This window comes from Comamonadaceae bacterium OTU4NAUVB1, assembly GCA_024372625.1.
Lineage (GTDB): Bacteria > Pseudomonadota > Gammaproteobacteria > Burkholderiales > Burkholderiaceae_C > Variovorax.
Genome location: CP099607.1, coordinates 17,665 through 36,539 on the forward strand (window position 1 = coordinate 17,665; position 18,875 = coordinate 36,539).

The following is an 18,875-nucleotide window of genomic DNA, read 5'->3' on the forward strand; positions in this document are numbered from 1 at the left end:
GATTATATGTTTTGGTATATTGAAGTCAATCTTTCTAAGACTCATGAACGCCAAACCCACCGCCATCACGCCCGAGCTGCTGCGAAACGCAGCTACCGAAGCCGTGGCCGCACTCAAGGTGCTCGCTAACACGGACCGGTTGCTCATCCTTTGCCAGCTTTCCCAAGGAGAGATGTGCGTCAGTGATCTCGAAGAAACGCTGGAGATCCGTCAGCCCACGCTGTCGCAACAGCTGTCCGTGTTGCGCAACGAAGCCGTCGTGAGCACGCGTCGGGAGGGGAAGAACATCTTCTACAGCGTGGCCGACGAACGCCTGCTCGAAATGCTGTCGGTTTTGTACCGCTTGTACTGTCCCAAGGAGTAACCCATGTCGATTGATTGGAGCGCCTTCACACCCTGGTCGTCCCTGGCTGGCGGCGTGCTCATCGGCATCGCCACGGCGATGTTCATTCTCCTGAATGGCCGCATCGCCGGCATCAGCGGCGTGCTCGGCGGGTTGTTGAAGCCAGCCAAGGGTGATGTTGGCTGGCGGCTTGCCTTCGTGCTCGGCTTACTGGGCGCCCCTTCGGCGTACTTGCTTTTCAACAACGTGCCCAGCCTCCAGATCGACGCCGGCTACGCAGCCCTGATTGCGGCCGGACTTCTTGTGGGGGTGGGGACACGGTATGGGTCGGGTTGCACCAGCGGCCATGGCGTGAGTGGCCTGTCGCGCCTGTCGCCGCGCTCGCTCGCTGCCACGGCAGCGTTCATGGGTGCTGGATTCCTGACCGTGTACGTCGCTCGCCATTTGTTCGGACTTTGAGGAGACCACCATGTACGTTTTTACGTCGCTGCTCGCCGGCCTCGTGTTTGGCTTGGGCCTCATCGTCTCGGGCATGGCCAATCCGGCCAAGGTGCTTGGCTTCCTGGACCTCGCTGGCCGTTGGGACCCGTCGCTGGCCTTCGTGATGGCTGGCGCCATCGCCGTTGGGCTGATCGCCTTCGCCGTTGCACGCCGCAGAACGGTGTCTTTCCTGGGTGCCGAGATGAAGCTGCCCAAGGCCAACAAGATCGACCGGCGCCTGATCGGCGGCGGCCTCTTGTTCGGCATCGGGTGGGGGATCGCCGGCTTCTGCCCTGGACCTGCACTCGTTGCGCTGGGCATGGGGGAGAAAAAAGCAGTGGTGTTCGTCGCCGCCATGTTGATCGGCATGGGCGTGTTTGAACTGCTCGAGCGCTGCCAGCGCGCTGCCCAACCAAGCCACGCGTGAACAAATGAGCTTCGCCCTGAGTTGGCTTGCCGCGCTGCTGACCCTGGCGGTCCTGCTCGCTTACGAGACATCGCTGGCGATGGCCCAGCGCCGGCGCCCGGAACGCATGGCCCGGACGGTGCATGCCAACCTGCGTCAGGACTGGTTTGAAGCGGTGTCGGCACAAAAGGGCTCGGAAATCCTGGCTGTCCAGACCTTGCGTAACGCCGTCATGTCAGCCTCGATGACCGCATCGACGGCCGCGCTCGGGTTGATGGGAACCGTGACGCTCGCCGTGCCTTCCCTGCATGCGCAGTTCGGCGACGCGACATCGCCGCTTCCGAATTTCACGCCGCGCCTGGCGATGGAACTGGTTCTCCTGGCGCTGCTGTTCGCGTCACTGGTTTCCTCCGTAATGGCCGTGCGGTACTACAACCATGCCGGCTTCATCGGCGGCATGCCGGTCGATTCGGAGGCGAGGAAGCATTGGACTCGTGCGGGCACGGCCTACGTGCGCAAAGCGGGCGTGCTCTACAGCTGGGCCCTGCGTCAGCTGATCCTGCTGGCGCCTGTGGTGGCGTTCATTCTTCATCCTGCAGCCGGCCCGATCGCTGCATTGGTCGTTTGCGTACTTCTCTTCAACTTCGATCGGTTCCACCCCAGGCCTTCTGAGGCCGGCTGAATCCGACATCCGCTCCCCTCCACCTGCATCACCTGCATCACCACAGCAAAGGAATGTGAAATGGCACTCGTTTTTGAGCAACTACTGACCCGTGAGCTGGGCGACGCCAGCTACCTCATCGGCGACGATTCGGCCCGCGTCGCCGCGGTGGTCGACCCCCAGGTGGATGTCGAGCAGTACCTGGAGCTCGCGCGCAAGCGCGGCCTGACCATCAAGTACGTGGTGCAAACGCACATCCATGAGGACTTCGCCAGCGGTGCTTGCGCGCTGGCTGCAGCCACCGGCAGCGCTGAGGTCTGCGTCAGCGGTCATGATGCGCCGGAGTATGGATTTCCCCATCGGGCCGTCCACGACGGCGATGTCCTGGAGCTGGGTGCTGTCCGGTTGACGGTCAAGCACACGCCCGGGCACACGCCCGAACACATTTCGCTGCTGGTCGCAAAAGCCGCAACGAAAGACGCGCCTTTCGCAGTGCTTTCTGGTGGCTCCCTGCTGGTAGAGACGGCGGGCCGCACCGACTTGCTTGGGCCAGAGCGTGTCGAGGAGCTGACGTCAGCCCAGTTTCACACGCTGTACACGTTCTTCCGTGGATTGGACAAGGGAATGCTGCTGTACCCAACCCATGTGCACGGCTCACCGTGCGGCGCGGCCATCGGGGACAAGCTCTGCTCCACCATCGGGTATGAGTTCGAACACAACGATCTGCTGCGGCAGTCCACGGAAACGAAATTCCGAGAGATGGCGTTGAAGAATCTGCCGCCCAAGCCGCGCTACCACCCGCGCCTGAAGGACATGAACACCAGCTCGCCTGCGGCGGCGGCCGGCAAACTCATTGCACCGGCTCTACCCCCGGCGGAGTTCAGAAAGGCCGTCTCGGACCCAGCAAACGTCCTGGTGGACACGCGCCACATGCTCGCGTTCGGCGGCGGACACATTCCGGGCGCCCTCAACATCGGCGCTGGGGGTCCGCTGTCCATCCAGGCGGGGTGGATGCTGGAGCCGGACAGGCCGCTGCTGCTGGTGATCGAAAGCGATGCGCAGCTGCCCACCGTCCTGCATCACTTCGCACGCACCGGATTCAACCTATTCGCGGGCTATTTGGTGGGCGGCATGTCGGCGTGGGAAAACGCCGGGTACGAACTGGAATCCCTGCCGCAGCTCCATGTCAAAGCGCTGGCCCAACAGAATGCGCAAACAGATGAGGTGTCAGTCCTCGATGTTCGATCGCCGCAAGAATGGGCCAAAGGCCATATCCCCGGTGCGCGACACATCTTTCTGCCGGACCTGCCTGGTCAACTCCAAACGCTGGACAAGACCAAGGCGATGGCTGTGCACTGCGACAGTGGCTACCGTGCATCCATCGGAGCCAGCCTGCTGCAGTCGCATGGTTTCAAGGTGTCGAACGTTCCCGGAAGCTGGCAAGCGTGGAAATCGAGTGACCTTCCCGTGGAGATCAACAATGAGACTAACGAGCTAGGAGTCAGACAAGAGAAGAAATAACTCAAAGCTAAAGCATGGAAAAAGCCGAAATAGTGTCGGCTTTTTTCAATTGACTTGATGATAAGTCAGTCATATGTAATTTATCAACAGGACAAGTGACCACGAGAGCGATGTTCATTGTTATGAGTTGCGCACCGCATGCTGTGGCCCTAGAGGTTAGGAGGTCGCTTCGACGCCGTATTCCCCCCTCATAAAAATGGCGGCTGCGGTGGCCCTAGTCGGTTTCAAGATCGGTGTGCTGCTGCTGACAGCTTGCGCACTGGTCGGACTCTCAACCAACCTCCTGCTGGTGCGTTAAACCGAGGTCGTCCAGCGTTGTTCTTTCCGCAAACCGCAGCGCTTTATTAGGGCCTGCAACCAACCGGCTCCTGGCAAATCAACCGCATCGTTATGAGGTCGCCTCCACGGTGGTGCTGATTTTGGCAGGACAGATCGCAGTCCTAGGGATGGCCATCGGCGCCTCAGTGCACGTGCCGATGGTGCGCATCGGGCACATGCGCATGGGCGTGCGACATCGGCTCGTGCGTGTGAGCGTGGCTGTGCGAGCCCGAGACGAAATTGCTGTGCACATGGTCGTGGTGTCCGTCGCCGTGCGTGTGCGCATGTTCGTGCGTGAGCCGTTCATGTTGATGCGCGTGCCCGTGCGACTCCATCAGGTGAAGGGCCACGCCCAGCAGCATCAGCACCCCGCCGACCGCCATCACCCAGGAGCCGCTGCGCTCGCCCAAGGCAATGGCCAGGCCGGCGCCGATGAAGGGCGCGAACGCGAACACCGACCCCGTCCTGGCCGCTCCGAAGGCACGCTGCGCGAGCAGGTAGAAGCGCAGGCTCAGACCGTACCCGGTGGCACCGATGAGCAGCAGGATGCCCGCTGCCTCAAGGGATGGCCACGGTTCCCCGAAGGCACGCGCCAGGACCAGCGTCGCTGTAGCGCCGATCGCTGCCTTGCCCAGCACGACCTGGCCGGGATCGCGCTCGGCCAGCGCCCGCGAGAGCGTGTTGTCCGTTCCCCAGGCCGCGGTCGCGACCAGCACCGCGAGCAGACCCCAGAGCTGGGTCCCGCCGCCGCGTCCCTGGTCGAGCACCAGCGCCACGCCGCCTGCGAGCAGCAGCAGCATGGCGGTCCAGACGCGCCGGTCCATGGTCTCCTGGTACAGGTAGCGCGCCAGGATGGCCGTGAACAACGCCTCCAGGGTCAACATGAGCGAGGCGCTTGTGCCACTGGTGTGCTGCAGACCCCACACCAGCGCCACCGGACCCAGGACGGCGCCGAAGGCGGCCATCGCCGCGAGGCGTGGCAGATCGCCGCGCATCAGACGCGCCTCGCGCTCGATGCGCTGGCGTGACAACGCGCCCACCGCTGCGGCGCCGGCGTAGAGCAGGCAGGCCGTTGTGAACGGTCCCATTCCCTCGCTGAAGTGTTGAACCAGCGGCGTGCTCACGCCGAAGAGCGCAGCCGCCAACAGAGCGAGCAGCCCACCGTGCACGGCTGGCAGCGACAAGTGACGATGCCTCATCGATGGCAACTCGCGCCAGGCTCAAACGACCGCTGACAGGTGCTCGTAGAGGATGGCACTGCCAATGCCGATCAGCAGCACGCCACCCAGGGCCTCAGCCCAGCGTCCAGCGACGCTGCCCAGCACACGGCCCACCATCACGCCCAGCGTGACCATGGTGAAGGTCGCCAGTCCGATGGCAAGCGCAATCTGCAGGATGTTGGCATCGAGGAACGCCAAGCCGACCCCCACCACCATCGCATCGATGCTGGTGGCAAAGCCCGTGATGGCCAGCAGCCAGAAGCTGTGCTTCGTGGGCTTGGTCTTGTCCTCCTCGTCAGACGCGTTGGCTGCCGCCAGGATCATGCGAACGCCCAGGACGGCCAGAAGCACGAATGCGATCCAGTGATCCCAGTCCTTGACGTAGCTGGCGGCCGCGAGGCCTAGCGCCCATCCGGCCAGCGGTGTCAGCGCTTCGATGACGCCGAAGATGGCGCCGGTTCGCAGGGCTTCCGACCAGCGCGGCTTTTGAAGGGAAGTTCCCTTGCCAACGGCGGCGGCAAAGGCATCGGTGGACATCGCCAGCGCGAGGATGGCAGTGGATGCGAGGTTCATGGGGTCGATCGTTCTTCGCGTCGGGCAAGCACAAAGACATGCTTCCGCGGCCCGACTTGCAACGCGGAGGACATGCCAATGGTCTCGCCAACCGAGAACGGTTGCCTTCGCCACAGCGTGTGAGACGCCGAGTGTGTTGACGAAAGGCGTTTCCATGTATGTGGAAACTGGCTACTCCCCAAGGGGTGGCGCGATGATAAACGCTGCTACGTGGAAACCCTAAGTAGTACCTGAGCCTCTAGAGCGGGAAACCCAACTTCGAGGACTTTGTTGCGTTTCTGTTGCTCAAGACAATCTTGGCGCTCATCACTTCCAGCATCCCGCCTTTTGGGCAGCAAATTGCGCTCGGCCCGGTTTCTACGGACAATCAAGGCATGGACCACCGGCCTCTTGTCACCTCTCATGCACCTGTGCTGGACATCGAAGATGCCCAGGGCAGTGCTGTGGCGCGTCCGGAGCCGCCTCGGCGCATCCGCCGTCAAGGTCCACCGTCTGCGCAGCACCTGTCCTTGGCCCGCAACCTCCAGCGGGACGTTTGGGAGGCATCTGATGCCGACGAACGCGCACGCCGCATCGAGGACACCTACGGTCTCCAGAAAAATTGAGCTCGCCGCAAGAAGCTGCGGCTGTCTTGAGCGTGCACTTTGACCCTGAGCTTGCAAGGAAGATCGGGTCCCGGGAAGACTTGCAGGAACTTGCCTCTCTGATCCGCGAGTGGAAGGTCATTGACGCTCAGGGCAGGATCGCAACGCAAGACCATTGGTTCTTCGGCAGAGACAAGCCCAACCGGCCAGTCAGTGGCAACAAGGTCAGTTTCGCGTTCCACGTCCACCTCCGGCCGTTCGACCCCGTCGAGCTTGCAGCCTGGGACCAGCAAGCCCAGGACGAACATGCGACCCCCTACGGACGCACCAGTGACCGCTTGGCGGTCTACTCGCTCAAGCATGCCGATCCTGCAGCGGGCCTGCTGCTGCTGGACATCGTGGGCGACCCGGGTGGCCATGCCATCTTCCATCGAGACCATCCTGTCTATGCGCGGCTGCTTCGAGCCTGGGACCGGGCTGCGTATCGTCATCAGGACGCCGGCCTGGACGCTCTGCCCACCGAGATCGTCACGCTCTGACGAAAATTTCGCGCCCGCGAAACTCGGCCTTTGTTTTCTCACTTCCTTGTTTTTATCCAATCATTCAATAAAAATTGAATTATGGAAGAAGAAACCGTTGTCAAGTCGCTCGCTGCGCTGGCCCAATCCAGCCGCTTGCGCGTTTTCCGTGCCTTGGTCGTGGCAGGCCAGGAAGGCCTGACGCCTGGTGCGCTCAGCGAAGCCTTGGACCTGCCAGCGACCAGCTTGTCTTTCCACCTCAAGGAACTGACGAACGCGGGCTTGGCCTCTCAAGAGCGACAGGGCCGTTATCTGGTCTATCGGGCATCGTTCGACCAGATGAACGCACTCCTGGGCTACCTCACCGAGAACTGCTGTCAAGGCGAGGCCTGTGCAGTGGACGGCAAGACCCTGGCCTGTGACTGCTGACGCTTGCCAGCGTTGCTTGTCCATTCCTCCCCCTCCCTGATCCCGCTGACTGCTTGACGTGATGAACACGAACATCCTGATCCTGTGCACCCACAACTCCGCGCGCAGCGTGCTCGCCGAGGGCATGCTTAATCACCTGGCCCAGGCCGCTGGCCGGAGCGTCCAGGCCTTCAGCGCCGGCAGTGCGCCCAGCGGCCGGCTCAACCCGTTCGCGCTGGAGGCACTGACGCGTGCCGGCGTGGATGTGTCGGGCTACCGCAGCAAGAGCTGGGACGAGTTCGTGGGAGAGGAGGTGCCGACCATGCGCGTGGTCATCACCGTCTGCGACAGCGCCGCGCAGGAGACCTGCCCGTACTGGCCGGGCAGTCCCGTCAAGGTCCACTGGGGGTATCCGGACCCGTCCAACGCGCCCGGTGGCGATGAAGGCAAGCGCGTGGCCTTCGAACTGACGCGTCAGGCCATCGGCTATCGCATGGTGCAGCTGCTCGCGCTGCCGCTGGACACGATGACCGATGCCGAACTGCAAAGCGCTCTGAACCGCATCTCCGAAAGCTGAGTTGCAGCGCTGCCCGATCGGGCGCTGAAGGCATCACCTCCCAAGCGCAGTCCCCACAACACCTATAAAAACCACTGACATGCTTGTCGCTCTCTCGATCTTCGTCTTCACGCTTGTCCTGGTGATCTGGCAGCCACGCGGCCTGGGCATCGGCTGGAGCGCCTCACTGGGCGCCGTGCTGGCCCTGCTGACCGGCGTCGTGCAGCTCTCCGACATCCCGGTGGTGTGGCACATCGTCTGGAACGCCACGGCGGCCTTCATCGCCGTCATCGTCATCAGCCTCTTGCTCGACGAGGCGGGTTTCTTCGAATGGGCCGCGCTGCACGTCGCACGCTGGGGAGGCGGTGCCGGTCGAGGCCTCTTCGCATGCATCGTGCTGCTGGGCGCGGCAGTTTCGGCCCTGTTCGCCAATGACGGTGCAGCGCTCATCCTCACGCCGATCGTGCTGGCGATGCTCGTGGCGCTCGGGTTCTCACCGGCCGCGACGCTCGCATTCGTCATGGCGGCGGGCTTCATCGCCGACACCGCCAGCCTGCCGCTGATCGTCTCCAACCTTGTGAACATCGTCTCGGCCGACTTCTTCAAGATCGGTTTCGCCGACTATGCCTCGGTCATGGTGCCGGTGAACATCGCCTCGGTCGTGGCGAGCCTGGGTGTGTTGCTGCTCTACTTCCGCCGCGACATTCCAGCGCGCTACGACATGGCGCAGCTAAGAACCCCCCGGGACACGATTCGCGACCCAGCCACGTTCAAGGCCGGCTGGGTGGTCCTCGTGCTGCTGCTGGTGGGCTTCTTCGGCCTGGAGCCGCTGGGCGTGCCGGTCAGTGCCGTCGCCGCGGTGGGCGCGGTGCTGCTGCTGGCGGTTGCGGCGCGCGGTCCGATCGACACCCGCAAGGTCCTCAAAGGCGCGCCCTGGCAGATCGTCGTGTTCTCGCTGGGCATGTACCTGGTGGTCTATGGCTTGAGGAATGCCGGACTGACCGACCAGCTCGCGTCCCTGCTCGACGTCTTCGCTCGAAACGGTGTCTGGGGTGCGGCCCTGGGCACCGGCTTCCTGACCGCCATCCTGTCCTCGGTCATGAACAACATGCCCACCGTGCTGATCGGCGCGCTGTCCATCGACGCGTCGGGCGCCACCGGCGTGGTCAAGGAAGCCATGATCTACGCCAACGTGATCGGCTGCGACCTGGGTCCGAAGATCACGCCCATCGGCAGCCTCGCCACGCTGCTGTGGCTGCACGTGCTCTCGAAGAAGGGCATCACGATCGCTTGGGGTGCCTACTTCAAGGTGGGCATCGTGCTGACCGTGCCGGTCCTGGCCATCACCTTGGCCGCGCTGGCGATCCGACTGAGCACCGGCTGAACGCCTCCTTCCCCCCTTTCCATCATCGAGACCGATCCATGAGTGACATCACGATCTATCACAACCCCGACTGCGGGACCTCGCGTAACGTGCTCGCGCTGATTCGCAACACCGGCGCGGAACCTGCTGTCGTCGAGTACCTGAAGACGCCGCCCGACCGTGCCACCCTGAAGCGGCTGATCGCGGCCATGGGCGTGCCCGTGCGCGAGGTGCTGCGTCAGAAGGGCACACCCTATGACGAGCTTGGCCTGGGCGACCCGAAGTGGAGCGACGAGCAGCTGATCGACTTCATGCTGCAGCATCCCATCCTCATGAACCGGCCGATCGTGGTGACCCCCATCGGCACCCGGCTGTGCCGGCCCTCCGAAGCGGTGATCGACCTGCTGCCGGCGCTGCAGCGAGGCCCGTTCGCCAAGGAAGACGGTGAGGCCGTGATCGATGAGAAAGGCCAGCGTGTTGCCAAGCCCTGACCTGCCAAACCTCGATGCGGACCAGTTCCACCTGCCCGATCCTCAACGCCTGTTTCCCCCGCGACGGGCAGACCACCCGCCGCGCATCCTGCTGCTCTACGGATCGTTGCGCGAGCGCAGCTACAGCCGGCTGCTGACGGAGGAAGCGGCCCGCCTGCTGCAGGCCCTGGGGTGCGAGACGCGCATCTACGACCCGAGCGGCCTACCGATGCCCGACGCCGCACCGGAGGATCATCCGAAGGTGCGGGAGTTGCGCGACCTCGCGCAGTGGGCTGAGGGCATGGTGTGGACATCCCCGGAGCGCCACGGCGCGATGACGGGAATCCTCAAGGCGCAGATCGACTGGATTCCCCTGGCGATCGGCTCGGTGCGACCCACGCAAGGCAAGACGCTGGCGGTGATGGAGGTCTCAGGCGGCTCGCAGTCCTTCAACGCCGTCAACCAGATGCGCGTGCTCGGGCGCTGGATGCGCATGATCACGATCCCCAACCAGTCCTCCGTGGCCAAGGCATTCCTGGAGTTCGACGAGGACGGGCGCATGAAGCCCTCGCCGTACCACGAGCGGGTGGTGGACGTGATGGAGGAGTTGGTGAAATTCACGCTGCTCACGCGCGACTGCGCGGATTACCTGGTGGACCGCTACAGCGAGCGGCGGGAGAGCGCAGAAGCCCTGTCCAAGCGGGTCAACCTGCGCAGCATTTGAAGGCCCAGTGACATTCCTACCGGCCGCGCATGTTTTCGGCAGGCCGGCGCACAAGGCAGCCTGAACCATGAATCCCTCGAACCATGACGAACCTCGTTGTCGGAGCGTGGGTCAACCCGGGTTTTTCAGACTCAACGAAAATGCGTGTCGTTCTTGTTTGAGTCGAATGATGAAGCGTTTGTTCTGGATGCTGTGGTTGAGTGTGTGTGTCTGGGGTTCTGCAGCCGCGCAGACCCCTGCGGGTCAGACGGAGGAAGGCCCACGCCAGCTGTGGCAACTGCTCGACTATGTGGCCGTGGACTATGGCGGTGCGGTGGACAAGGGCGCCGTCGTCAGTGAGTCCGAGTACGCGGAAATGCGAGACTTCACTGCCAACGCGGTGACGCAAGCACGGGCGCTGCCACCGCATGCATCCAAACAAGCCGTGGTCGATGCGGCCAACCAGCTGCAGCAAGCCGTCACCAGCACGGTCGAGGGCGCCCAGGTGGCCCGGCTGGCTCACCAAGCCGAAGCCCTGCTCGTAGCGGCCTACCCGATCCCCGTGGCGCCCAAGACATTGCCCGACCTGCAGCGCGGTGCCGTCCTGTTCCAGGCGCAGTGCGCGGCGTGCCACGGCACCACGGGCGGTGGCAACGGCCCGCTGGCTGCCAACCTGGACCCGCCACCGATCGACTTTACGGACCGCGAGCGCGCTGGCTCGCGCAGCCTGATGGCGCTCTATCAGGTGGTTTCTCAAGGCGTCCAAGGCACCTCGATGCCGAGCTTTGCTGCGCTGTCCGAGGAGGACAAGTGGGCCGTGGCGTTCTTCGCCGGAACGCTGTCCCATGACAACGCGATGCGCGAGCGCGGCGAGCAGCTGTGGAAGGGCAACGCGCCCGCCCGCAAGGAGTTCGCCGACCTGGCCGCCGTGACCACGCTCACCGAAGCGTCGATAGCAACCCGAGTCGGTGCGGAGTCGGCCCGGGATGTGACCGCCTATGTGCGCTCGCAACCGGCAGTGGCTGCGGCCAGCGGCAACAGCAACGGCTTGGCCCTGTCGCGCCAGCGCCTGGACGAGAGCCTGAAGGCCTTGCGCCAAGGCGACAAGACCGCCGCCACGCGCTTGGCCCTCTCGGCCTACCTGGACGGCTTCGAGCCGCTGGAGCCTTCGCTGGGCGCGCGCAACAAGGCACTGTTGACCGAAGTGGAAAACGGCATGCTGGCCTATCGCTCGGCCATCGCTAACGGCACCCTGGCCCAAAGCGAGGGCGCCGCGCAGCGGCTGGACTACCTTTTTGCCGAGGTGGAGCGCGAGCTGGGCGGCAAGGCGGCCGAACCGCTCACCACCTTCCTGGGCTCGCTCACCATCCTGCTGCGCGAAGGCCTGGAGGCCTTGCTGATCGTCGTGGGCATGATCGCTTTCCTGAAGAAGGCCAACCGTCCGGACGTCCTGCGCTATGTGCATGGCGGCTGGATCGTGGCCCTGGCCGCGGGCGGCCTGACCTGGGCCGTAGCCACCTACTTCGTGAACATCAGTGGCGCGAGCCGTGAAGTGACCGAAGGACTGTCCTCCCTGTTCGCCGCGCTGGTCCTTCTGAGCGTGGGGATGTGGATGCACCAGAAGAGCGCGGCCGGCCGCTGGCAGGCTTACCTCAAGGAAAAGCTGTCCTCGGCGTTGTCCAAGCGCTCGGCCTGGGCCTTGTTCGGCCTGTCGTTCGTGGCGGTCTACCGCGAAGTCTTCGAGACGGTGTTGTTCTATTCGGCCCTGTCGGCCGATGGCAACCGCAACGCCTTGCTCGCCGGTCTGGGCGTGGGCGTCGCGCTGCTGGCGGTCCTGACGTGGGTGTTGCTCAAGACCAGTGCGCGCATGCCCATTGGCAAGTTCTTCAGCATCACGTCCGTGCTGGTCGCCTTGCTGGCCGTGGTCCTGGTGGGCAAGGGCGTGGCGGGCTTGCAGGAAGCCGGCTGGGTGGGTGCGACGCCCATCCTGGCGCCGCGCATCGAGCTGCTGGGCCTGTACCCGTCGATGGAGACCGTCATGGCGCAGGTCGTCATCCTGCTGGTGGCGTTCTCCGGCTATGCCATGAACGCCTACCGAGGCCGTCGCCTGCAGGCGGCCTGACCTTCACCCCCGCATCAAGCTCGACCATCTCCCATGCAAGCCATCAACTCCACAAATCCCAAGATCAAAGCGCTGGCCACGCGCGCCATGGACTTCAAGGAATCCAGCGATCACTGCACCGGCAAGACCGAAACCTGGACCGAGATCAACTTCGACACCTTTGCACGCCTTGTGGTCGAGGAATGCATCGGCGTGGCTGAGAGGAATGCCAAGCCCGGCGATCAGGATTTGGTGAGCATCGACACCTTGAAATCCGCCCTGAGCGCGCACTTCAAAATTTGAGCAAGCAATTTTCGAAACTCAGTCCTTGATTCAAGCCTGAATCATGAAAATTATTCCCGTCGATCTGCTATGCGCAAAGCGTCCTCATCGTTTGGAAGAACGAACTTTTTTTATCTTGCCTGCCTTTTTTAATAGCTGCTTTCGCTTGCGATTGAATCGGTAGGTGAGTCGATCCGCATAAGAGTAATCGCGTAGCTTGGCGCGCGTCGAGTGTCGCTGCCAAAGCCGGAATAAATAAATTGCCAGAGCAAAGCAGCAGCCAAAAATTAAGTAAACAACAAGAACTTTTTTGCCTACCGAAGGGTTGGAAAGACTGCTGTACACGACAAAATATCCAACGCTGTTAAATGTTTTATTTAAGTCGCCGCAGCGGATGCAACAAGTAAGTCAAATACGTGCAAATGCAAGATCTTCATAAATGAATCTTTTGGAATATTGAGCAGAATTGTTCGGTCAAACAATGCGCGTGGCGTGGCTGCGGCGGTGTATCAGATACCAAGCGGCAGGAACGACCAGCATGCTCAGCAGCGGCGCGGTAACCATGCCGCCAACCATCGGCGCGGCGATGCGGGTCATGACCTCAGAGCCCGTGCCACTTCCCCACAGGATGGGCAGCAGTCCGGCCATCACAACGGCGACGGTCATGGCCTTGGGTCGCACGCGCAGTAGCGCACCTTCGCGGATCGCGGCCAGCAGGGTGTCGTCATTCATCGGCTCGCCTGCGTCGAGACGCCGTGTCAGCGCGTTCTTCAGGTAGACCAGCATCACCACTCCAAACTCGGCGGCTACCCCGGCCAGCGCGATGAAGCCGACCGCCGTGGCAACCGAGATCGCATGACCCAATATCCAAACGAGCCAGAAGCCGCCGATGAGCGAAAACGGCACGGCCGCCATCACCAGCGCCGCGTCGCCAAACGATCGGAACAGCATGTAGAGCAGCACGAAAATGACTGCCAGCGTGCCAGGCACCACCAGCTTCAGTCGTTGAGTGGCGCGCTCCAGGTACTCGAACTGACCAGACCATGACACGGCATAGCCCGAAGGCATCTTCACGGCCTGATCGACCGCCGCCTGCATGTCGTTGACGGCAGACCGCAGGTCACGACCGCGGACATCGACATAAACCCAGCCTGAGAGCCGAGCGTTCTCGCTGCGCAGCATCGGCGGCCCGTCCTCGATGGCGATCTTTGCCACGTCGCCCAGCAGCAGCTGCGCACCCTTGTCGGTCACGAAAGGCAGTTGTCGCAACCGTTCCAGCGAATCGCGGATCTCGCGCGGGTATCGGACGTTGATCGGATAACGCTCACGGCCCTGGATCACCTCGCCGACGTTCTCGCCGCCGATGGCCGTGGAGACCACTGACTGCACGTCTGCCACCGATAGCCCATAGCGCGCGGCAGCAAACCGATCCACGTCGACGTCGATGTAGCGTCCGCCCGTCAGGCGCTCTGCCAGTGCCGACGACACGCCCGAAACGCCTTTGACCGCCGCTTCGATCTGCGTGGTCAACGCATCGATGGTGGCCAAATCGGCTCCTGCCACCTTGATGCCTACCGGGCTCTTGATGCCTGTGGCCAGCATGTCGATCCGGTTGCGGATGGGCGGTACCCACACGTTGGTCAGGCCCGGCACCTTGACGGTGCGGTCCAGTTCTTCGACCAGCTTGTCCGGCGTCATTCCTACGCGCCATTGCGCCTTCGGCTTGAACTGGATGGTGGTCTCGAACATTTCGAGCGGTGCCGGATCGGTCGCAGTGTCTGCACGGCCTGCCTTGCCAAACACGCGTGCGACCTCCGGCACGGTCTTGATCAAGCGGTCGGTCTGCTGCAGCAGCTCGGACGCTTTTGATGCCGACAGACCCGGCAACGCGGAGGGCATGTAAAGCAGGTCACCCTCATCAAGGGGTGGCATGAACTCACCGCCCAATCGCGTCAATGGCACCGCCGTCAGCGCCAGGAGCACGGTCGCCATGGCCAGCGTGCCCTTGGGAAAACGCAGGACCAGCTCCAGCGCGGGTCGATACACCGCCGTCAAGAAGCGGTTCACAGGGTTCGAGGCTTCATGGGGGATGCGTCCCCGGATTAGGTAGCCCATGAGCACCGGGATCAGCGTCACTGACAAGCCCGCTGCCGCCGCCATCGCGTAGGTCTTGGTGAACGCCAACGGCGCGAACAACCGACCTTCCTGCGCTTCGAGCGAGAACACGGGCACGAAGGACAGCGTGATCACCAGCAGCGAGAAAAACAGGGCGGGACCAACTTCCACGGACGCCTCGGTGACCAGTTGCCATCGCTGCGCCACCGTGGGCGGCCGGTCGTGCGCCGTCTCGAAGGCTTCGATGTGCTTGTGGACGTTTTCCACCATCACGATGGCGCCGTCCACCATGGCACCGATCGCGATCGCGATGCCGCCCAGCGACATGATGTTGGCGTTGACGCCCTGCCAGTGCATGACGATGAACGCCGACAGCACGCCGATCGGCAACGCCACCACGGCCACGAGTGCCGAGCGCAGATGAAACAGGAAGACCGCGCAGACCAGCGCCACCACGACGAATTCCTCGATCAGCTTGTCGCGCAGGTTTTCCACGGCCCGGTCGATCAGCAGCGACCGGTCATAGGTGGGCACGATCTCGACCCCCGGCGGCAAGCTCGGCTTGAGCGCTTCGAGCTTGGTCTTGACGGCTTCGATCGTCGTGCGGGCGTTCTTGCCCGAGCGCATGACGATGACGCCACCCGCCACTTCGCCTTCGCCGTCCAGCTCGGCGATGCCGCGCCGCATTTCCGGGCCAATCTGCACCGTTGCCACGTCACGCAGGAGCACCGGCGTCGCGTTCGTCGTGGTCAAGGCAATCGTGCGGAAATCGTCCAGCGAGCGCAGGTAGCCACGCGAACGCACCATGTACTCGGCCTCGGCAAATTCGACGACCGAGCCGCCCGAGGCCTGATTGGCCGCTTGCAGCGCCTTCAACACCATCGACTGCGTGATCCCCAGAGCACGCATGCGGTCGGGGTCCAGCACCACCTGGTACTGACGCACCATGCCGCCGATGCTGGCCACTTCGGCCACTTCGGCCACGTCGGGCACGGTCTTCAGCTCGAACTTCAGGAACCAGTCGTTGAGCGCGCGCAACTGCCCGATGTCGCGCGTGCCGGTGCGGTCGACCAACGCATATTCGTAGACCCAGCCGACTCCGGTGGCATCCGGACCCAGCGAGGCGTTGGCGCCTGCGGGCAAGCGGCTTTGGACTTGGTTGAGGTACTCCACCACGCGTGAGCGCGCCCAGTAGGGGTCGGTCTGGTCATCGAACAGCACGTAGACAAAGGAATCGCCGAAAAACGAGTACCCGCGAACGGTCTTGGCACCGGGCACGCTGAGCATGGTGGTGGTCAACGGGTAGGTGACCAGGTCCTCCACGACCTGAGGGGCCTTGCCGGGAAACGGTGTGCGGATGATGACCTGCGTGTCCGAGAGATCGGGCAATGCATCGAGCGGCGTTCGGGCCAGCGACCATCCTCCGGCGATCACCAGGAATAGGGTCGCGATGAGCACCAGGAATCGGTTGCCGACCGACCAGCGGATCAGGGCGGCGATCATGGCTTGGCGCCTGGTTGCACGCGCTGGACGGCGACCAGTTCGTAGCCCATGGGACCGCCTTCCTTGAATTCGAATCGAACCGTCTCGCCCACCTTGATGTCCGAAAAAGCCTCAGGCGCCGCCTTGGCGAAGCCCATGGTCATGGCAGGCCACTTGAGCGTGGCGACCGGGCCGTGCGAGATCGTGAGGCCATCGGGCGCCACGCTCTCGACCTTGCCTTCTGCGGTATGCAGCACGGTGGCCGATGGCACGGCAGCGGCAGCGGCGGCGGAAGACGGCGGCGGCATCGGCGACATGCTGCCCAGCACGGAGCGCAATCGGGCTTCGGAGTCAATCAGGAACTGGCCGCTGACCACCACCTGGTCCCCGTCGGCCAGGCCCGAGACCACCTCGATCTCCTCGCCCATGTCCGCGCCCAGTGACACGTCTCGCGGCTCGAACGCGCCATCGGCCTTGCGCACGATCACGACGGCGCGCTGGCCGGTGCGGATCACCGCCTCGGTGGGCGCCACCAACCGCAGGCTGCTGGCGCCCGTCACTTGCAGCCTCAGCAGCATGCCCGGCACCAGTTTGGTGTTCCTGTTGTCAACCTCGAAGCGCGCCTTGAGGGTGCGCGTGGCGGCATTGACCTCGGGAAGGATCTCGTCGAGCGCGCCGTCGAAGGCCTGTGCCGCATCGGCTTGGAGGACGGCTTTGACCTTTTGACCTCGCACCAGACGCACCGCTTGCGCTTCGGGGACCTCCGCCACCGCCCAGACCTTTCCCAGGCCGGCGATGCGAAACAGCGTCGTGCCGGGCGTGACCGCCACACCTTCGCGCACGTTCAGCTCGGCCACGATCCCATCGATCGGCGCGCTCAAGACGTAGTGCGCTTGCGCCGTGCCCGTCTCCTCGCTGCGGCGGATCAGATCGGCGGGGATGGACATCGCGCGCATGCGATCGCGCGCCGCCGTGACGAGGTCGGAGGAGACGCCAGCGCGCTGGAGCGCCAGCCATTCGTTCTGCGGCCCGAGCCATTCGGGCGCAAAGACCGTGGCCAGGGCTTGACCCTTGCGCACCCGCTCCATGGGTGCGCGCACTGTCAGCCTTTCGACATAGCCCGCCACTCGCGTCTGCACGGCAACGTTGAGCCGGTCATCGAATTGGACACTGCCGAGTGCGTCGAAGGAGGCGGAGGTTTGTGCCCGTCTGACCTGAGCCACGCGAATGCCCAGGTTCTGCTGAACCGCACCGCTGACCTTGACGCCCTCGTCGCCGGCGGTGCCCGTTGCAGCGTCTGCATACACAGGGACCAGTTGCATGTCCATGAAGGGCGACTTGCCAGGCTTGTCAAAGCGCTGGCCAGGGACCATGGGGTCATGCCAGTAGAGCACCTTGCGGCTTTCCGTGGCAGACGCGGTGGCGGGTGCGGTCATCGCCGCGTCCATGGGTGGGCCGGTCCGACGTCCCAGGTAGAAGGTGCCAGTGGCAAGCAGCACAGCGCCCAGCAGGGACAAGCCGATCACACGGGTTCTGTTCATGGCGACACCTGGGCAGTGAGCGGCCGGAAAGCCAGTTGGACATGGGTTCGGGCCAAGTCGCGCTGCAGCGCAAGGAGCTTGCGCTGCGCTTCGACCTCCGCATGTCGCGCTTCGAACACAGCGACCAAGCCGCTTTGGTTGGATCGGTACGCCGCCATGGCTGCGGCTGTTCTTTGGCTGGCTGGTGTCACGATAGCCGTGCGGTAGCCGTCGATTCGTTGCGCGAGGCGCTGCGATTCACCGCGCAGCGACCGGTACTCGGCGGCGGCGGCACGGGTTGCCTCGGCCAGGTCGGCTTCTGCCTTGTCCGCCAGCGCCAGCTTGGCAGCCGTGTCCCGGTCCTGGCGTTCCCCCGGCGAAATGGCCAGTGGAATGTTGACGCCCACCGACACCATGTCCGAGTAGCCGGTGCGTTGGGCGTACGCGACCTCCCAGGTCCAGTTGGGCTGGCGATTGGACGCGGTAACGCTTGCGGCTTGCCTGGCCACGTCCACGTCGCGCTGCATGGCCGCAACGCTCGGATGCGCGCGCACGTAGGTTTCCTCCGCTGGAAGCCTGAACGTACCGGGAGGCACCAGATCCTCAGGCGGCCTGCCGACCCAGCGCTCGAAAGCGACGCTGAGGCTGTCTTGCTGCTGCAGGAGATCGGCCGTTTCGTCTTGTGCAGCACCTTGTGCACCGGTGAGTGCCAGCACCTCTTGGCTGTTGCCCGTGGCCGAGGACAAGCGTGCCCGGGACGCGGCCAGTTCCTCCTGGGCATGGTGCTCCAGGAGCCTGGCGAGCTTCAGGCTTTCGCTGATGAAGAATGCGTCCAGGTAGGCCAGGGCGGTCTGCCGGCGGGCATCGGCCGCAGCGGCTTGCACCTGCACGTCCTCGCGGCGGACCAAGGCCTCAGCGGCAGCCTGTCGGGCGTCGCGCTTGTCGGCGGACAACCATTCCTGGCTGATGCCAATGCGCTTCATCGTCATGAAATCGCGGGCGGTGTTGAAGCGATCGGGCCCTGTGGCTGGCAGGTTGTCGATGCCCACACGCAGCATCGGATCAGGAAGCTGAGCGGCCGCTCGCGCCGCTTCAGACGCACTTAAGGCGCCCGCGCGGGCCGCACGCGTGGTTTGCGAGCGTTGGGCAGCGAGCTCAAGCGCCGCCTCCAGTGACAGGGGAGCAGCTGTTGCCAGACAAGGCACCAGCGCCGCAGTCCAGGCGACCGCGCGAGAAAGAAAGAAGGACATG

The 18,875-nt window shown here is 63.8% G+C and carries 19 protein-coding genes; 14 read left to right on the forward strand and 5 right to left on the reverse strand.

What is annotated here, in order from left to right; translation table 11 throughout:
- The first annotated feature begins 43 nt into the window (after nt 1-43).
- The 5 genes from NF681_19720 to NF681_19740 are packed head-to-tail and all read left to right on the forward strand — an operon-like array spanning nt 44 to nt 3,411.
- Nucleotides 44-364 (forward strand): metalloregulator ArsR/SmtB family transcription factor, encoded by a 321-nt coding sequence (locus NF681_19720; protein ID UST56215.1) that lies wholly within the window; start codon nt 44-46, stop codon nt 362-364.
- A gap of 3 nt (nt 365-367) precedes the next feature.
- Complete coding sequence (locus NF681_19725) at nt 368-802, forward strand: YeeE/YedE family protein (protein ID UST56216.1); 435 nt, start codon at nt 368-370, stop codon at nt 800-802.
- Nucleotides 803-812: 10 nt separating this feature from the next.
- Nucleotides 813-1,250, forward strand: a complete 438-nt coding sequence (locus tag NF681_19730; GenBank protein ID UST56217.1) for a YeeE/YedE family protein — start codon at nt 813-815, stop codon at nt 1,248-1,250.
- A 4-nt stretch (nt 1,251-1,254) separates the two neighbouring features.
- Nucleotides 1,255-1,911 carry a DUF599 domain-containing protein gene (locus tag NF681_19735; GenBank protein ID UST56218.1) on the forward strand — a complete coding sequence of 219 codons (657 nt, stop codon included), beginning with the start codon at nt 1,255-1,257 and terminating at the stop codon, nt 1,909-1,911.
- Between the two features lie 60 nt (nt 1,912-1,971).
- Entirely contained in the window at nt 1,972-3,411 is a 1,440-nt protein-coding gene (locus NF681_19740) for a rhodanese-like domain-containing protein (protein ID UST56219.1), read from the forward strand.
- 461 nt (nt 3,412-3,872) lie between these two features.
- Here the strand turns inward: NF681_19740 and NF681_19745 are convergent, their stop codons facing one another.
- Nucleotides 3,873-4,928, reverse strand: coding sequence for a DMT family transporter (locus NF681_19745; protein UST56220.1), 1,056 nt, complete (start codon nt 4,926-4,928; stop codon nt 3,873-3,875).
- 21 nt (nt 4,929-4,949) lie between these two features.
- Nucleotides 4,950-5,522 carry a manganese efflux pump MntP gene (gene mntP, locus NF681_19750; protein UST56221.1) on the reverse strand — a complete coding sequence of 191 codons (573 nt, stop codon included), beginning with the start codon at nt 5,520-5,522 and terminating at the stop codon, nt 4,950-4,952.
- A 296-nt stretch (nt 5,523-5,818) separates the two neighbouring features.
- On the opposite strand from mntP, the gene NF681_19755 reads away from it, so the two are divergent.
- The 9 genes from NF681_19755 (at nt 5,819) to NF681_19795 (ending at nt 12,528) form a co-directional block, all read left to right on the forward strand.
- On the forward strand, nt 5,819-6,127 hold the full coding sequence (locus NF681_19755; GenBank protein UST56222.1) for a hypothetical protein: 309 nt from the start codon (nt 5,819-5,821) through the stop codon (nt 6,125-6,127).
- Nucleotides 6,128-6,153: 26 nt separating this feature from the next.
- Complete coding sequence (locus NF681_19760) at nt 6,154-6,645, forward strand: hypothetical protein (GenBank protein UST56223.1); 492 nt, start codon at nt 6,154-6,156, stop codon at nt 6,643-6,645.
- An 81-nt stretch (nt 6,646-6,726) separates the two neighbouring features.
- Entirely contained in the window at nt 6,727-7,053 is a 327-nt protein-coding gene (locus NF681_19765) for a metalloregulator ArsR/SmtB family transcription factor (GenBank protein ID UST56224.1), read from the forward strand.
- A 61-nt stretch (nt 7,054-7,114) separates the two neighbouring features.
- Entirely contained in the window at nt 7,115-7,609 is a 495-nt protein-coding gene (locus tag NF681_19770) for an arsenate reductase ArsC (GenBank protein ID UST56225.1), read from the forward strand.
- A 79-nt stretch (nt 7,610-7,688) separates the two neighbouring features.
- Nucleotides 7,689-8,972, forward strand: coding sequence for an arsenic transporter (locus tag NF681_19775; protein ID UST56226.1), 1,284 nt, complete (start codon nt 7,689-7,691; stop codon nt 8,970-8,972).
- 38 nt (nt 8,973-9,010) lie between these two features.
- Nucleotides 9,011-9,442: an arsenate reductase (glutaredoxin) gene (arsC, locus tag NF681_19780; GenBank protein UST56227.1), complete on the forward strand. Its 432-nt coding sequence runs from the start codon at nt 9,011-9,013 to the stop codon at nt 9,440-9,442.
- The gene (gene arsH, locus NF681_19785) at nt 9,411-10,145 is read left to right on the forward strand and encodes an arsenical resistance protein ArsH (GenBank protein UST56228.1); all 735 of its coding nucleotides are present in this window, start codon (nt 9,411-9,413) and stop codon (nt 10,143-10,145) included. Before arsC ends, arsH begins: the two co-directional genes overlap by 32 nt.
- A gap of 169 nt (nt 10,146-10,314) precedes the next feature.
- Nucleotides 10,315-12,246 carry an FTR1 family protein gene (locus tag NF681_19790; GenBank protein UST56229.1) on the forward strand — a complete coding sequence of 644 codons (1,932 nt, stop codon included), beginning with the start codon at nt 10,315-10,317 and terminating at the stop codon, nt 12,244-12,246.
- Nucleotides 12,247-12,279: 33 nt separating this feature from the next.
- The gene (locus tag NF681_19795; GenBank protein ID UST56230.1) at nt 12,280-12,528 is read left to right on the forward strand and encodes a hypothetical protein; all 249 of its coding nucleotides are present in this window, start codon (nt 12,280-12,282) and stop codon (nt 12,526-12,528) included.
- Nucleotides 12,529-12,981: 453 nt separating this feature from the next.
- Here the strand turns inward: NF681_19795 and NF681_19800 are convergent, their stop codons facing one another.
- The 3 genes from NF681_19800 to NF681_19810 are packed head-to-tail and all read right to left on the reverse strand — an operon-like array spanning nt 12,982 to nt 18,874.
- A complete protein-coding gene (locus NF681_19800; protein UST56231.1) occupies nt 12,982-16,125 on the reverse strand; it encodes an efflux RND transporter permease subunit in 3,144 nt (1,047 codons plus the stop codon).
- Nucleotides 16,122-17,645 (reverse strand): efflux RND transporter periplasmic adaptor subunit, encoded by a 1,524-nt coding sequence (locus NF681_19805; protein UST56232.1) that lies wholly within the window; start codon nt 17,643-17,645, stop codon nt 16,122-16,124. Before NF681_19805 ends, NF681_19800 begins: the two co-directional genes overlap by 4 nt.
- Nucleotides 17,642-18,874, reverse strand: a complete 1,233-nt coding sequence (locus NF681_19810; GenBank protein UST56233.1) for a TolC family protein — start codon at nt 18,872-18,874, stop codon at nt 17,642-17,644. Before NF681_19810 ends, NF681_19805 begins: the two co-directional genes overlap by 4 nt.
- Nucleotide 18,875 lies beyond the last annotated feature (1 nt).

Bases quoted from the DNA above. Each gene is read 5' to 3' on its own strand.
- NF681_19720 (UST56215.1), top strand. From the start codon at position 44: ATGAACGCCAAACCCACCGCCATCACGCCCGAGCTGCTGCGAAACGCA.
- NF681_19725 (UST56216.1), top strand. From the start codon at position 368: ATGTCGATTGATTGGAGCGCCTTCACACCCTGGTCGTCCCTGGCTGGC.
- NF681_19730 (UST56217.1), top strand. From the start codon at position 813: ATGTACGTTTTTACGTCGCTGCTCGCCGGCCTCGTGTTTGGCTTGGGC.
- NF681_19735 (UST56218.1), top strand. From the start codon at position 1,255: ATGAGCTTCGCCCTGAGTTGGCTTGCCGCGCTGCTGACCCTGGCGGTC.
- NF681_19740 (UST56219.1), top strand. From the start codon at position 1,972: ATGGCACTCGTTTTTGAGCAACTACTGACCCGTGAGCTGGGCGACGCC.
- NF681_19745 (UST56220.1), bottom strand. From the start codon at position 4,928: ATGAGGCATCGTCACTTGTCGCTGCCAGCCGTGCACGGTGGGCTGCTC.
- mntP (UST56221.1), bottom strand. From the start codon at position 5,522: ATGAACCTCGCATCCACTGCCATCCTCGCGCTGGCGATGTCCACCGAT.
- NF681_19765 (UST56224.1), top strand. From the start codon at position 6,727: ATGGAAGAAGAAACCGTTGTCAAGTCGCTCGCTGCGCTGGCCCAATCC.
- NF681_19770 (UST56225.1), top strand. From the start codon at position 7,115: ATGAACACGAACATCCTGATCCTGTGCACCCACAACTCCGCGCGCAGC.
- NF681_19775 (UST56226.1), top strand. From the start codon at position 7,689: ATGCTTGTCGCTCTCTCGATCTTCGTCTTCACGCTTGTCCTGGTGATC.
- arsC (UST56227.1), top strand. From the start codon at position 9,011: ATGAGTGACATCACGATCTATCACAACCCCGACTGCGGGACCTCGCGT.
- arsH (UST56228.1), top strand. From the start codon at position 9,411: ATGAGAAAGGCCAGCGTGTTGCCAAGCCCTGACCTGCCAAACCTCGAT.
- NF681_19790 (UST56229.1), top strand. From the start codon at position 10,315: ATGAAGCGTTTGTTCTGGATGCTGTGGTTGAGTGTGTGTGTCTGGGGT.
- NF681_19795 (UST56230.1), top strand. From the start codon at position 12,280: ATGCAAGCCATCAACTCCACAAATCCCAAGATCAAAGCGCTGGCCACG.
- NF681_19800 (UST56231.1), bottom strand. From the start codon at position 16,125: ATGATCGCCGCCCTGATCCGCTGGTCGGTCGGCAACCGATTCCTGGTG.
- NF681_19805 (UST56232.1), bottom strand. From the start codon at position 17,645: ATGAACAGAACCCGTGTGATCGGCTTGTCCCTGCTGGGCGCTGTGCTG.
- NF681_19810 (UST56233.1), bottom strand. From the start codon at position 18,874: ATGTCCTTCTTTCTTTCTCGCGCGGTCGCCTGGACTGCGGCGCTGGTG.